At 66.9% G+C, this 12,709-nt stretch carries 14 protein-coding genes; 7 read left to right on the top strand and 7 right to left on the bottom strand.

Translation table 11 applies throughout. The features are described 5' to 3' along the window. Positions 1 to 241 precede the first annotated feature (241 nt). Entirely contained in the window at positions 242 to 1,216 is a 975-nt protein-coding gene (locus ACZLIB_RS15400; protein ID WP_049401092.1) for an RluA family pseudouridine synthase, read from the top strand. Positions 1,217 to 1,765: 549 nt separating this feature from the next. Here the strand turns inward: ACZLIB_RS15400 and zupT are convergent. The 3 genes from zupT to ACZLIB_RS15385 all read right to left on the bottom strand — a co-directional run bounded on the left by zupT (position 1,766) and on the right by ACZLIB_RS15385 (position 3,437). Next, on the bottom strand, positions 1,766 to 2,575 hold the full coding sequence (gene zupT / locus ACZLIB_RS15395; protein ID WP_006456115.1) for a zinc transporter ZupT: 810 nt from the start codon (positions 2,573 to 2,575) through the stop codon (positions 1,766 to 1,768). A 98-nt stretch (positions 2,576 to 2,673) separates the two neighbouring features. Then, complete coding sequence (locus ACZLIB_RS15390; protein WP_032129663.1) at positions 2,674 to 3,090, bottom strand: energy transducer TonB; 417 nt, start codon at positions 3,088 to 3,090, stop codon at positions 2,674 to 2,676. Next, positions 3,087 to 3,437 carry a 4a-hydroxytetrahydrobiopterin dehydratase gene (locus tag ACZLIB_RS15385; RefSeq protein WP_006456031.1) on the bottom strand — a complete coding sequence of 117 codons (351 nt, stop codon included), beginning with the start codon at positions 3,435 to 3,437 and terminating at the stop codon, positions 3,087 to 3,089. The genes ACZLIB_RS15390 and ACZLIB_RS15385 overlap by 4 nt, the downstream gene beginning before the upstream one ends. Positions 3,438 to 3,527: 90 nt before the next feature. On the opposite strand from ACZLIB_RS15385, the gene ACZLIB_RS15380 reads away from it, so the two are divergent. Both ACZLIB_RS15380 and ACZLIB_RS15375 read left to right on the top strand, forming a co-directional pair. Beyond that, on the top strand, positions 3,528 to 4,127 hold the full coding sequence (locus tag ACZLIB_RS15380; protein ID WP_032129662.1) for an NfuA family Fe-S biogenesis protein: 600 nt from the start codon (positions 3,528 to 3,530) through the stop codon (positions 4,125 to 4,127). A 10-nt stretch (positions 4,128 to 4,137) separates the two neighbouring features. After that, the gene (locus ACZLIB_RS15375; protein WP_478468065.1) at positions 4,138 to 5,904 is read left to right on the top strand and encodes a hypothetical protein; all 1,767 of its coding nucleotides are present in this window, start codon (positions 4,138 to 4,140) and stop codon (positions 5,902 to 5,904) included. 1,033 nt (positions 5,905 to 6,937) lie between these two features. On the opposite strand, the gene ACZLIB_RS15370 is transcribed toward ACZLIB_RS15375, so the two are convergent. Further along, complete coding sequence (locus ACZLIB_RS15370; protein WP_049398781.1) at positions 6,938 to 7,351, bottom strand: barstar family protein; 414 nt, start codon at positions 7,349 to 7,351, stop codon at positions 6,938 to 6,940. After that, entirely contained in the window at positions 7,351 to 7,809 is a 459-nt protein-coding gene (locus ACZLIB_RS15365) for a guanyl-specific ribonuclease (RefSeq protein WP_478468063.1), read from the bottom strand. The genes ACZLIB_RS15370 and ACZLIB_RS15365 overlap by 1 nt, the downstream gene beginning before the upstream one ends. A gap of 219 nt (positions 7,810 to 8,028) precedes the next feature. On the opposite strand from ACZLIB_RS15365, the gene ACZLIB_RS15360 reads away from it, so the two are divergent. Next, a complete protein-coding gene (locus ACZLIB_RS15360) occupies positions 8,029 to 8,640 on the top strand; it encodes a superoxide dismutase (protein ID WP_005410310.1) in 612 nt (203 codons plus the stop codon). A 132-nt stretch (positions 8,641 to 8,772) separates the two neighbouring features. Here the strand turns inward: ACZLIB_RS15360 and ACZLIB_RS15355 are convergent, their stop codons facing one another. After that, complete coding sequence (locus ACZLIB_RS15355) at positions 8,773 to 9,621, bottom strand: endonuclease/exonuclease/phosphatase family protein (protein ID WP_478468062.1); 849 nt, start codon at positions 9,619 to 9,621, stop codon at positions 8,773 to 8,775. A gap of 163 nt (positions 9,622 to 9,784) precedes the next feature. On the opposite strand from ACZLIB_RS15355, the gene ACZLIB_RS15350 reads away from it, so the two are divergent. Together ACZLIB_RS15350 and ACZLIB_RS15345 are read left to right on the top strand one after the other, a co-directional pair. Continuing rightward, the gene (locus ACZLIB_RS15350) at positions 9,785 to 11,350 is read left to right on the top strand and encodes a POT-type proton-dependent oligopeptide transporter (protein WP_032129657.1); all 1,566 of its coding nucleotides are present in this window, start codon (positions 9,785 to 9,787) and stop codon (positions 11,348 to 11,350) included. A 7-nt stretch (positions 11,351 to 11,357) separates the two neighbouring features. Beyond that, positions 11,358 to 11,984, top strand: a complete 627-nt coding sequence (locus tag ACZLIB_RS15345; RefSeq protein ID WP_010486760.1) for a rhomboid family intramembrane serine protease — start codon at positions 11,358 to 11,360, stop codon at positions 11,982 to 11,984. Positions 11,985 to 12,027: 43 nt separating this feature from the next. Here the strand turns inward: ACZLIB_RS15345 and ACZLIB_RS15340 are convergent, their stop codons facing one another. After that, complete coding sequence (locus ACZLIB_RS15340; RefSeq protein WP_165929939.1) at positions 12,028 to 12,189, bottom strand: hypothetical protein; 162 nt, start codon at positions 12,187 to 12,189, stop codon at positions 12,028 to 12,030. Positions 12,190 to 12,398: 209 nt separating this feature from the next. Here ACZLIB_RS15340 and ACZLIB_RS15335 point away from each other — a divergent pair, with 209 nt between their 5' ends. Beyond that, entirely contained in the window at positions 12,399 to 12,701 is a 303-nt protein-coding gene (locus tag ACZLIB_RS15335) for a GNAT family N-acetyltransferase (RefSeq protein ID WP_006455911.1), read from the top strand. Positions 12,702 to 12,709: the final 8 nt, after the last annotated feature.

Here is a 12,709-nt window from a genome sequence, read left to right as displayed (position 1 = left end):
TTACAGGCCGCAGGCAGCTGTCAGCCAGGCTGGAGCGCCACGCGGGACATGTTCAGCACGGTTGCGTGTCAGGCATCCGGCGATGGCCGGGAAGGCCGGTGAGCCGCTAACATGGCCGCCCCGCGGGCGGTGGTCGCGCACTGTGCCGGATTCGTCGGAAGCTGGGCTTCTGGCCCTGAGTAACTTCCAACGAAATCAATCCCTTATCTCGCCCCCCGAGTGTAACAGAATAAACAGCCTGATGACTGCCCAAGACCCCACCAAACCCGCTGGCGACAAGCCTTCCGTGCGCATGATCACCGTTCCCGCCGACCGTGCCGGCCAGCGCCTGGACAACTTCCTGCTCGGCCAGCTGAAGGGTGCCCCGCGCAGCCTGGTCTACAAGCTGGTGCGCAGCGGCCAGGTACGGGTGAATGGTGGCCGCGCCAAGGCCGAACGCAAGCTCGAGGCGGGTGATGAGGTGCGTGTGCCGCCGGTCCGTCTCACCGAAGAGGGAGACAAGGCCGGTCCGCCGGAGGCGTTCATGCGCCGCCTGGAGCAGGCCATCGTCTTCGAGGATGCCCGCCTGCTGGCCCTGAACAAGCCGACCGGCGTGGCCAGCCACGGCGGCAGCGGCATCAGTTTCGGTGCCATCGAGACGCTGCGTGCCCTGCGCCCGGGCCAGACCCTGGAGCTGGTCCACCGGTTGGATCGAGACACCTCGGGCCTGCTGATCGTGGCCAAGAAGCGCTCCGCGCTGAGCGAACTGCAGGCGCTGCTGCGTGAAGATCACGGCGCCGGCATCCGCAAGCGCTACCTGACCCTGCTGGCCGGGCGCATGCCGGACGGCGTGATGACGGTCGATGCGCCGCTGCACGTGGGCCTGCGCCAGGGCGGCGAGCGCCATGTGCAGGTCAATGCGATCGGCAAGGAATCGATCAGCCACTTCCGTGTGCTGGAGCGTCGCGGTGGTCATTCCTACTGCGAAGTCCGCATCGAGACCGGCCGTACCCACCAGATCCGCGTGCATGCCCAGCATCTGGGGCATCCGGTGGCCGGTGACGACAAGTACGGCGATCCTGCGGTCAACAAGCGGCTTCGTGAGCAGATCGGCCTGAAACGCCTCTTCCTGCACGCGGCCTCGCTGGAGTTCGCACTGGACGATGGCAAGAGCCCGTACGTGCTGAACGCGCCGCTGGCCGATGAGCTGGTCGAGGCGCTGGACCGGCTGCGCTGACGGCGGTTCGGCGGCGCCGGGTGCTTGGTCGGCGCCGTCGCTTCCCTGCGATGAGTGGGCTTGTCACTTTCTTTGCTCGTGCAAAGAAAGTAACCAAAGAAACACGCCGCCATCCGCGAGCCGGCGCTGCGCGCCGGTGCCCTGCGCTCCTCGGTCCGCCGAGGGGCGGCGCGGAACTCGCTGCGCTCAGACACCCGCGCCTCTTCACCCTCGCCGGACCTGCGGTGCTCGGCTAGCTACAAGGCGGACCAGACAGCCGCAGCGTAGACCCATACCCGCACGTAGCCTTTGTAGAGTCGAGCGACGCTCGACTCGCGCGCGCAGCGCGGGCTTCGCTTTCTTATTCTTTCATCGCGTGGCTGGCACGCACAGAAAAATGACGGGGCACGGGCGGGGGCGGCTTGCAGGGGTGTCCGCCGCATGGATGCGGCGGCCAAGCCTCCATGGATGGATTCACGGCGTCCCCTGCAAGCCGCCCCCGCCCGTGACCTCTCGATGCTGCGGGACGTACCAGCCGCGAGGGGGCTCAGCCCGTTGGCCGCAAACCCCTCACCACTTGAACAGCACCAGGCTGATCGCCAGCGTGCCCATGCCTGCCACCAGCCCGTACACCGTCTCGTGGCCCTTGGCATAGCGCTTGGCCGCCGGCAGCAGCTCGTCCAGTGCCAGGAACACCATCACGCCGGCGATCAGCCCGAACACCCAGCCGAAGGTGGCGTGCGACAGCGACCCGGACAGCAGCCAGTAGCCCAGCGCCGCACCCACCGGTTCGGCCAGGCCGGACAGAAGGCTGGCACTGAACGCGTAGAACTTGTTCTGGGTGGCGAAGTACACCGGCACCGCAATGGCGATGCCCTCGGGAATGTTGTGGATGGCGATGGCGAAGGCCAGCGGCATGCCGACCGACGGACTCTCCAGCGTGGCAAAGAAGGTTGCCAACCCTTCCGGGAAATTGTGCGCGGTGATCGCGATCGAGGTCAGCAGGGCAACCCGCTTCAGGTACTCGCGGCTGTTCTCGCGGAACGCCGGGTCCTGCTTGTCCAGGCTGTCATGCGGGTTGGGGATGAAGTGGTCGATCAGCACGATCACGATCACGCCCAGCAGGAAGGCCAGAGTGCCGTAGGTGAAGCCGGTGCGCTCGCCATAGGCCAGTGCGAACGAGGCAATGGACTTGTTGAGGATCTCCGACAGCGACACATAGACCATCGCACCGCCGGCGAAGGCCAGGCCGAAGGCCAGCAGGCGCGGGTTGGGGCGGCGCGAGAACAGCACCAGCAGGCTGCCGATGGCGGTGGCCAGGCCGGCCGCGAGGGTGACCGCCAGTGCGATCCAGACATTTTCGGGGGGAATCTGCAGCATGTACCGACGCGGTCCTGGTCAACAGACAACCGCCCCGGATGAACCCGGGGCGGGGAGGGCGAGGCGGGCGTCGGCTGGCCTCGTCGGGGAGCGCGCGATCAGCCGCCGCGGCGCAGGCGTTCTTCGATGGCGAAGCACTGGTCCGGCTTCGGCTGCGGCGGGTTGAAGCTCACCGGCACCTGGATCGTGGCCGGCACGGGCTGGCCGTTGCGGGTGGCGGCATTGAACTGCCAGCCCTGTACGGCGGTCCTGGCCAGCTCGTCCAGCTGGGGGTTGCCGGCGCCGGTCAGCAGAGCCACTTCGCTCGGCTTGCCGTCGGTGCCGATGGTCACCTTGAAGGTGCTGGTGCCGCCCACACCCATGCAGGCCAGCTCAAGCGGGTACTGCGGCGGCGGTGTCTTCACCGCAGCCACTTCGGTGGGCGGCGGCGGTGGTGGTGCCGCTGGTTCGGACGCGCCACAGCCGGCCAGGCCGGTCGCAGCGATCAGGGACAGGCTCAGCAAACGTACGTTCATGGCAGTTGCTCCGTCAGGGCCGAAGTCTTCGCCGCACAGATGAAGTCGTTCTCGCTCAGGCCGCCCACATCGTGGGTGGAGAAGCGCACGACCGCGCGGTCGTAGTGCACGCCCAGGTCCGGATGGTGGTCCTCGCGATGGGCGATCCAGGCCAGCGCGTTCACGAAGGCCATGGTGGCGTAGTAATCCTTGAAGCGGAAGGTGCGCGACAGGGCCTGGCCGCCCTCGCTCAGCTCCCAGCCGGGAATCTGCGGCAGCAGTTCGGCCAGGCGGGCTTCGCCAAGCTTGTGATCGCTGCCTTTGCGCGGCACGCAACGGGCCTGGGCCAGTGGAATCAGGTCGGCCATGGGAATCTCCACCTCGTGTTGACTGAACAATGCGCCGGACGGTGTATAAACCGAATGAGCGGTTGACGCTTACTTGGCTAGAATAGCCTGATGATCCAGATCTCCGACACTGCCCAGACCCATTTCCGCAAGCTGATCGAACGCGAGGGCGTGCCCGGCATGGGCGTGCGCTTGAGTGCGGTCGAGCCCGGCACCCCGCGCGCCGATGCCCGGCTGGAGTTCGCCGAACCGACCGACCTGCTCGGTGACGAGTGGGCGGTGGACTGCGATGGCTTCACCCTCTACGTCGATGCGAGCAGCGTCGGCTGGCTCGATGGCGCCGAGATCGACATCGTCGCCGGCACCGCCGGTACCCAGCAGTTGACCATCAAGGCGCCGCGCATCAAGGGCGAGGCCCCCGGCGATGCCGCTTCGCTGGTCGAGCGCGTGCACTGGGTGGTGGAAAACGAAGTCAATCCGCAGCTGGCCTCGCATGGCGGCAAGGTGGCCGTGCAGGAAGTCTCGTCCGACGGCGTGGTGCTGCTTCGCTTCGGTGGTGGCTGCCAGGGCTGTGGCATGGCCGACGTGACGCTCAAGCAGGGCATCGAGAAGACCCTGATGGGCCGCGTGCCGGGCGTGACCGCCGTGCGCGACGCGACCGACCATGACAGCGGCCACGCGCCGTATATCCCGCGCGGCAACGTCGCCTGACCGCTGACGCGTGCCTCTGACCCGGGCCGAGCAACTCATCGAACTGCTGCTGGCCCGCCAGCAGCCACGCGCCGTCCTCGAGAAGTCCACGCGCCTGCCCTATGGCTGGGCGCTGTGGCTGCGATCGCTGGGCCCGCTGCCGCGGCCGTTCCACGCCCGCGAAGTGATTGCGGTATTGCTGCCGCGCCCGCTGCCTGGAGCGCCGGGCCAATCACCCCGGCTGTCGCCGTGGCAGGCGCTGCGCCGGTTGTTCTGGCAGGACTGGGATGCTGCGCCGCGCGATCAGCGCTGGATGCGCTGGACCTCGGCGTTGGCCAGCGCGCTGCTGCACCTGCTGTTCTTCATGCTGCTGCTGTGGGTTGCGGTGATCCGCACCACGGCACCGGAAGCAGAGGGCGCCGAAGGCGAGCGTGTGCAGGTGGAATTCGTCGGCCGCGCCTCCCAGGAGGGCGGAGGCGATCAGCCGGGTGCCGAGGCGGCTGCGGCTGCACCGGCCGGCCAGGTTGCCGCCGGCCAGGCAGCAGGGGCCGCGACTGCACCTGAGCCGCGTCCTGCGGCCGCGTCGGCGCCTGCGCCTGCACCGGCTCCAGCACCGGCAGCCAGCGTGCAGTCGCCGCCGGCCGAAGCCGAGCCGGCCCCGCTTGCGGCCCCGCCACCCTCGCCGGTGCAGGCCACCGAAGTGGCGCAGGCCAGCACGGATTTCGTGGTGCCGCCGGTCAGCGTGCCGCGCACCGAGGTCAGCATCGTGCCGCGTGACACCACGCCCACGGTGCGCGAGCGCAGCGTGCAGCCGGTGCAGGCGCCGCCAACCCCAACCGCGATGCGTGCGCCGCAGATCGCGGTGCGGACGCCGCAGCTGCGTGACATTCCGGTGCAGGAGCGCGAAGTCAGTACGGTCGATGCACCGGTGGTGTCGCAGCCACTGCGCACGGCCGATGTGCAGGTGCGCGTGCCGCAGCGGGACGTACAGGTGCGCGAGCGTGAAGTGCAGGCGGTGGTCGATCCGCAGGTGCGGATGGCGACCGTCGCCGGTCGTGAACCGGCAGTGCATGCGCCGGCGGGTCGTGACGTACAGGTGCGCGAGCGCGAAGTAGCATCGGCACCGGCGGCAACCCCTTCGTCTTCCAGTGGCAATGCACCCGCGGCAACGCCCGCGTCGGCAGCCAATGGCAGCGCGACGCAGGCCAGCAGCAACACTGCGCGGCCTGCTGCATCCAGCACGACCCCGGCCCAGGCCGGAGCGCGCCCGGCCCCCAATCCGGGCAACTGGGCCACGCCCGCCAAGGGCGATGACTGGGGTGCATCGAGCCGCAACCAGGACGGCGCCGACAAGGGCGCCCGCCAGGCCAGTACCAGCGGCAAGGGCAGTGGCCTGTTCAATGCCGATGGCAGCGTCCGCGTGCCGGGCCAGGAAGGCGAGGGGCGTGCCGAGCGCGGTGCGCCAGGTGGCGCCAACGACGGCTGGAGCAAGGAACGCATCGCGCAATCGGGCACCTGGTTGAAGCGACCGCCGTACGACTACACACCTACCTCGTTCGACAAGTACTGGGTGCCGCAGGAATCGCTGCTGGCCGAGTGGGTGCGCAAGGGTGTCAAGGCAATGGAGATTCCGTTGCCGGGTACCAGCACGAAGATCTCCTGCGTGATCTCGATCCTGCAGGCCGGCGGTGGCTGTGGCCTGACCAATCCGAACATGCAGGACCAACCAGCGGTGGCACGACCGCCGCCGGACATCCCGTTCAAGAAAGAGCTGCAGGAAGACAACGGGAGCCGCTAACGGCTCCCGTTGTCCACGCATGTTTCCTTATCCCCGCGCCGTTGGCGCGCCCCCTTGAACAACAAGGGGGCTTTTCGATGGACCCATCGCGGGATGTGACGGCCATGCTGGTGCGCTTTGGTAGGTGCCAACCTTGGTTGGCACAGAAGCGCCGACCAAGGTCGGCATCTACCGGAGCACGTGTGCCGACCAGGGTCGGCCTCTACCTGGGTGGTGACCTCACGCGCTCTGCGACAGGAACACCCAGAACGGCACGTCTCGGCCAACCTGCTGGCCGGCCCGCGCTTTGGTAGGTGCCAACCTTGGTTGGCACAGAAACGCCGACCAAGGTCGGCATCTACCGGATGCACGTGTGCCGACCAGGGGCGGCCTCTACCTGGGTGGTGACCTCACGCGCTCTGCGACAGGAACACCCAGAACGGCAGGTCTCCGCCAACCCACTGGCCGGCCCGCGCTTTGGTAGGTGCCAACCTTGGTTGGCACAGAAGCGCCGACCAAGGTCGGCATCTACCAGGGCATCGACCTCACGCGCTCTGCGACAGGAACACCCAGAACGGCACGTCGCGGCCAACCCATTGGCCGGCTCGCGCTTTGGTAGGTGCCAACCTTGGTTGGCACAGAAACGCCGACCAAGGTCGGCATCTACCGGATGCACGTGCGCCGACCAGGGGCGGCCTCTACCTGGGTGGTGACCTCACGCGCTCTGCGACAGGAACACCCAGAACGGCACGTCGCGGCCAACCCATTGGCCGGCTCGCGCTTTGGTAGGTGCCAACCTTGGTTGGCACAGAAGCGCCGACCAAGGTCGGCATCTACCGGATGCACGCGCGCCGACCAGGGTCGGCCTCTACCTGGGCGGTGACCTCACGCGCTCTGCGACAGAAACACCCAGAACGGCACGTCTCGGCCAACCCATTGGCCGGCTCGCGCTTTGGTAGGTGCCAACCTTGGTTGGCACAGAAGCGCCGACCAAGGTCGGCATCTACCGGAGCACGTGCGCCGACCAGGGTCGGCCTCTACCTGGGCGGTGACGTCACGCGCTCTGCGACAGGAACACCCAGAACGGCACGTCGCGGCCAACCCAGTCGTGGCTGGCTTCGTCCATCACGTCCAGCAACGTGTCGAAATCCTTCTGCGTGGAGGCGCGCAACGTATCCACGTCGGCCAGGAACAGCGCGTAGCCGTTGGCCGGCAGCCACTGCAGGTCGCGCAGGTTGTCCGACAGCGCATCCCAGTTGCCGCCGAAGCCGGCAGGGAAATCCAGTTGCGCGGCCAGCCGGGCCAGCAGGGTGCGCTTGTCGGCCACGCCTTCCAGGTCGATGCGGATCACCTTCAGCCCGGCATCGCGCATCGCCGCGGCCAGTGCGCCGATGTCGTCGCTGTCGATGGCGTAAACGCCGGCATTGTTGATGTCATGCAGGCCGAGGCCGAAATCATCGTGGCTCATCACTGCGCTCCCTGGGCCGGTACGGTGAAGCTGCGGAACGATGCGTAGTGGTCGTCGGTGTAGTACCACGCCTCCGGCGGATCGCCGCCGGTGACGATGCGGCGCGTGCCGCGGGTACGCGCACCGGGGGTATCGACGGTGTATTCGCGGTAGTAGCCGCGCGGGCGCTGCGGCAGCTGCTGCTCGCGGTTGCCGAAGGTGCTGCCGTCCTGGCGGTGCGGGAACGGGCCGCCACGCTGGATCAGGGCGATGGTCTGCCGGGCTTCAGCGGGCAGGAATGCGGGCAGGCCGCTGTCGTTGCCGGTTGCGGGCGTGGCCGTGGCCGGCGCGCGCGCGGCAGGCGCACCCTGCAGGTCCGGCGCGAACTGCGGCGCCGGCGGGCGCTGCATGAAATGGTTGGCGACCAGGCCGAGCAGCAGCAGGGCGATGGCGGTGATCAGCAGCCGGGGGTTGCGCATGGGCAGGGGCGGGCGAGGGTGGTGCGGGCACTGTAGCGCCTGTGCGCTGCACGGTGCATGAGGACGCCATCGCGTCACTGCTGCGTAACAATTGCCGTCATGCTCACTGGCAGGACGCAATTTCCTTTACATCCCCCTTGGTAATCTGGCGGTCTGTCCCCATCATTCACCGCGCAACGCCCGACACCGTCGGGTGCCCTCGCAATCAGGAGATGCATCATGGCCTATACCCTGCCCAAGCTGTCCTACGCCTACGACGCGCTGGAACCGCATATCGATGCGGCGACGATGGAAATCCATCACACCAAGCATCACCAGACCTACATCAACAACGTCAACGCGGCGCTGGAAGGCACCGAGTACGCTGACCTGCCGGTCGAAGAACTGGTGAAGAAGCTCAAGTCGCTGCCGGAGAACCTGCAGGGTCCGGTGCGCAACAACGGTGGCGGCCATGCCAACCACTCGCTGTTCTGGACCGTGATGGCTCCGAATGCTGGCGGCAACCCGGTGGGCGACGTGGCCAAGGCCATCGACAAGGACCTGGGCGGCTTCGACAAGTTCAAGGACGCCTTCACCAAGGCGGCGCTGACCCGTTTCGGCAGCGGCTGGGCGTGGCTGAGCGTGACCCCGGACAAGAAGGTCGTGGTCGAGAGCACCGGCAACCAGGACAGCCCGCTGATGGAAGGCAACACCCCCATCCTCGGCCTGGACGTGTGGGAACACGCGTACTACCTGAAGTACCAGAACCGCCGTCCGGAATACATCGGCGCGTTCTTCAACGTCATCGACTGGAACGAAGTCGAGCGCCGTTACCAGGAAGCGATCGCCTGATCGCGGTAACGGGATGAACTGAAAAGGCCGGGGGAGACCCCGGCCTTTTCTGTTGCAGGAGTCATTCGGTAGTGCCGGCCGCTGGCCGGCAATCGTGTGGTACCCGAGGAGCCGGCCAGCGGCCGGCACTACCTATTCGGCCGTGGCCGTATCACCCTGCAGCCGCAGGGTGGCCATCACGCCCAGGCGCAGGCCGGGCAGGTCGCCGTCGGCTGGCAGCAGGATCGGCTGCTGGCGGATGCCGCCGAAGTGCTTGACCTGGAACAGCACATCCAGGCCATGGCCACTGCTGCCACCGCCACTGGCCGCAGGCGCCTCGGCGCGGCCGCCGGGATTGCGCCGGGCCGGCTGGAAGCCGGGCGTGCTGCGCACCAGTTCCACTGTGTTGGCGGAGAAATCGCCGGCGATCAGGCTGGGCATGCCTTCGGCCGTGGCCCCGATCCAGGTCATCAGATCGCTGGTCTGATGCTGACGGGCGGCCGCCTCGTCCGGGTCCGGGCGCAGCCGCGCCACGTAGATGTTCACCAGCGCCTCGCCCAGCTTCAGCCGCATCATGCCGGCGGCGCTGAAGGTGCCGGGTGGGTGCAGCAGGGTCACGCCATCCTCGCTGACCGGCAGCCGGGTCAGCATCGCGTTGCCATGCCGCAACGGCTGGCTGGGCGGATCGGCGGTAACGAAGTCGCAGCTGTAGCGCAGCCGGCTGGCCAGCCAGCAGGCCGGATTGCGGCCCTGCTGCTGCAGCACCTGCTGCACCGAGATCACGTCCGGCTGCAGGTCGGTCAGCAACTGTGCGACCTGCTCACGGCGCAACTTCCACTGCGCGTCATCGCGGCTGGGCAGTTCCAGCGCGGCCACGGTCAGTTGCCGGGGCTCGTTGTCACTGGCAGTGGCGGCCGTTGCCTGCGGCCGCGCCTGTGCCTGCAACGCCATCAGCAGCACCAGGCAACTGAGCAGGAGACGGGCGGGGGCGAGGGGGCGCATAACGATAAGTTTACGCTTTTGTCGTGCAGGTGCCGTGACTTCCGGCACGGAGTGTCGCTGCCTGCCATGGATTGGCACCGTTGTCATGCAGCCCTGCAGCGTGCTTCGCAAGCCCTGCTTCCGGTAATCTTGCGCCTTTCGCTTTGCAGGATTGCCTTACAGGATGAGCCACGACGCAGTTGCCCCCATCGCCGGCCAGGGAAAGATGCCGCGCCAGATCCCGTACATCATCGGCAATGAGGCCTGCGAGCGGTTCAGTTTCTACGGGATGCGCAACATCCTGGTGCAGTTCCTGATCACCTCGCTGCTGCTGCAGGAAATCACTGCGGAAGGCCGTGCCGGTGAAGCCAAGGACATCATGCACAGCTTCATGATCGGCGTGTATTTCTTCCCGCTGCTCGGAGGCTGGCTGGCCGACAGGTTCTTCGGCAAGTACCACACCATCCTCTGGTTCAGCCTGGTCTACTGTGCCGGCCACCTGTGCCTGGCGCTGTTCGAGAACAGCCGCGAGGGCTTCTTCCTCGGCCTGGGCCTGATCGCGCTCGGTGCCGGTGGCATCAAGCCGCTGGTGGCCTCGTTCATGGGCGACCAGTTCGACCAGAGCAACAAGCACCTGGCCAAGATCGTCTTCGACGCCTTCTACTGGATCATCAACTTCGGCTCGCTGTTCGCCTCGCTGCTGATCCCGCTGGTGCTGAAGAACTGGGGCCCGCAGTGGGCGTTCGGCATCCCGGGCATCCTGATGTTCATCGCCACCTTCGTGTTCTGGCTGGGCCGCAAGCGCTACGTGCTGGTGCCGCTGCCGCCGAAGGATCCGCATTCGTTCGCCAACGTGGTGCGTACCGCACTGACCACGCGCGTGGCCGGCCAGGGCCGTCCGGGCCTGGTGATCGCCGTGCTCGGCCTGGTGCTGGCAGTGGCCTCGTTCGGCCTGGTTGGCTCGTTGGGCATTGTCATCTGCCTGTGCCTGGCGCTGGTATCGATCCTGGCCGGTATCGGCGGTGGCACCTGGCTGCAGCTCGATCGCGCCCGTGGCCAGCATCCGGCCGAAGCCGTGGAAGGCGTGCGCTCGGTGCTGCGGGTGCTGGTGATCTTCGCGCTGACCACGCCGTTCTTCTCGCTGTTCGACCAGAAGGCCTCGACCTGGGTCCTGCAGGGCCAGCAGATGCAGATGCCGAGCTGGTTCACCGCCTCGCAGATGCAGGCACTGAACCCGCTGCTGGTGATGATCCTGATTCCGTTCAACAACCTGGTGCTGTACCCGGCCCTGCGCCGCTTCGGCTTCGAGCCGACCGCGCTGCGCCGCATGACCGCCGGCATCGCCTTCAGCGGTCTGGCCTGGATCGTGGTCGGCGGCATCCAGGTGGTGATGGACGGGGGCAACGCCATGTCGATCTTCTGGCAGATGCTGCCGTATGCGCTGCTGACCTTCGGTGAGGTGCTGGTCTCGGCCACCGGCCTGGAGTTCGCCTACAGCCAGGCGCCGCAGGCGATGAAGGGCGTGGTGATGAGCTTCTGGAACCTGACCACAACCATCGGCAACCTGTGGGTGCTGCTGTCCAACGCGGCGGTGCGCAACGATGCGGTGACCCACAAGATCGCCAGTACGGGCCTGAGCGAGGCGGCGTTCCTGATGTTCTTCTTCGCCGGTTTCGCCTTCGTCGCGGCGTTGGCCTTCGGTTGGTACGCGAAACGCTATCGTATGGTCGACAACTACCGTAGCGCCTGAGCCTGACATGACCCCCGTCAATCTGCTGTTGATCGCCATCACCGCCATCCTTTCGTGGATGGCGTTCAACAACCGCAAGCTGGCCGACCGCCTGATCCTGTGGCCGCCGGCCATCGACCGTCACCGCCAGTACGACCGGCTGGTGACCTATGGCTTCATCCACGCCGACTGGTCGCACCTGATCTTCAACATGATCACCCTGTTCTTCTTCGGGGGATTCATCGAGAGCGTGATGGTGCAGCTGACCGGCAGCTACCTGACCTACCCGGCGTTCTACATCGGTGCGCTGCTGGTCTCGATCCTGCCCAGCTACCTGAAGAACCAGAAGAACCCGAACTACCTCAGCCTGGGTGCGTCCGGTGCGGTGTCGGCGGTGCTGTTCGCCTTCATCCTGATCAAGCCGTGGTCGATCATCCTGGTGTTCTTCATCCCGGCGCCGGCCATCGTCTACGCCGCGTTCTACGTCGGCTACAGCATCTGGATGGACAAGCGCGGCGGTGACCGCATCAACCACAGCGCGCACCTGGCAGGCGCGGCGTTCGGCGTGATCTTCATGCTGGCCATGCAGCCGAGCATCTTCACTCACTTCCTGCGCGAACTCTCCAACCCGACCTTCCGCCTCGGCGGCGGTTGATGACGGGAGCGGGGCGGATCGGCAGCGATCCGCCCCCGCTGTTTCAGAGCGTGGGCTGCTGACCGTAGGTATCCAGCAGGCGGGCGAACACTTCTTCGCCGATGCGCTGGAAATCCTGGTCCTGGGTCTGCCCCTCCACCGCCAGTTGCAGCAGGCCCTCCAGCAGGGCGCGGTCGGTATCTGAATGGGAATCGCTGGGGTGCATCGGAGCCTCCGCGGTGGTGCGCATGATCAACGGTCGCAAGGGCCGTGCCAGCCTGGCCGTACCCCTCCACAGGCGATAGCGGCCGCCAGCGCTCCAGCTTGAGGGTCGCAAACTGACGTGAATGGAACGGACTTGCCCCTGTTCAGGCTTCACGCGATCATGGCGCCCGGCTGCGCACCATCCACGCAGTCGCCGCAGGAGACAGTTCCATGGCTTCGGTCACGCCCCCCGGTCTGGCCTACGAGGTCGAACACGACCTGGCCAACCATCGCTTCACCGCCCGTGTGCGCGGACAGCTGGCGGTGCTGGACTACCAGATCAAACGCAGGCGCATGGTCATTACGCATACCGAGGTGCCCGAGCCGATTGCCGGCCGAGGCATCGCCGGTGAGCTGACCCGTGTGGCGCTGCGTTTTGCCCGTGAGCAGAAGTACAAGGTGGTGCCGGCGTGTTCCTACGCCGAGGCCTTCCTGCAGCGGCATGAGGAATACCACGACCTGCTCGTTGGCTGAATGCCAGC

Source organism: Stenotrophomonas sp. 220_Sma (assembly GCF_056487375.1).
The sequence above is the reverse complement of the archived record's forward strand: the minus strand, read 5'-3'. Positions and strand labels throughout refer to the sequence as shown.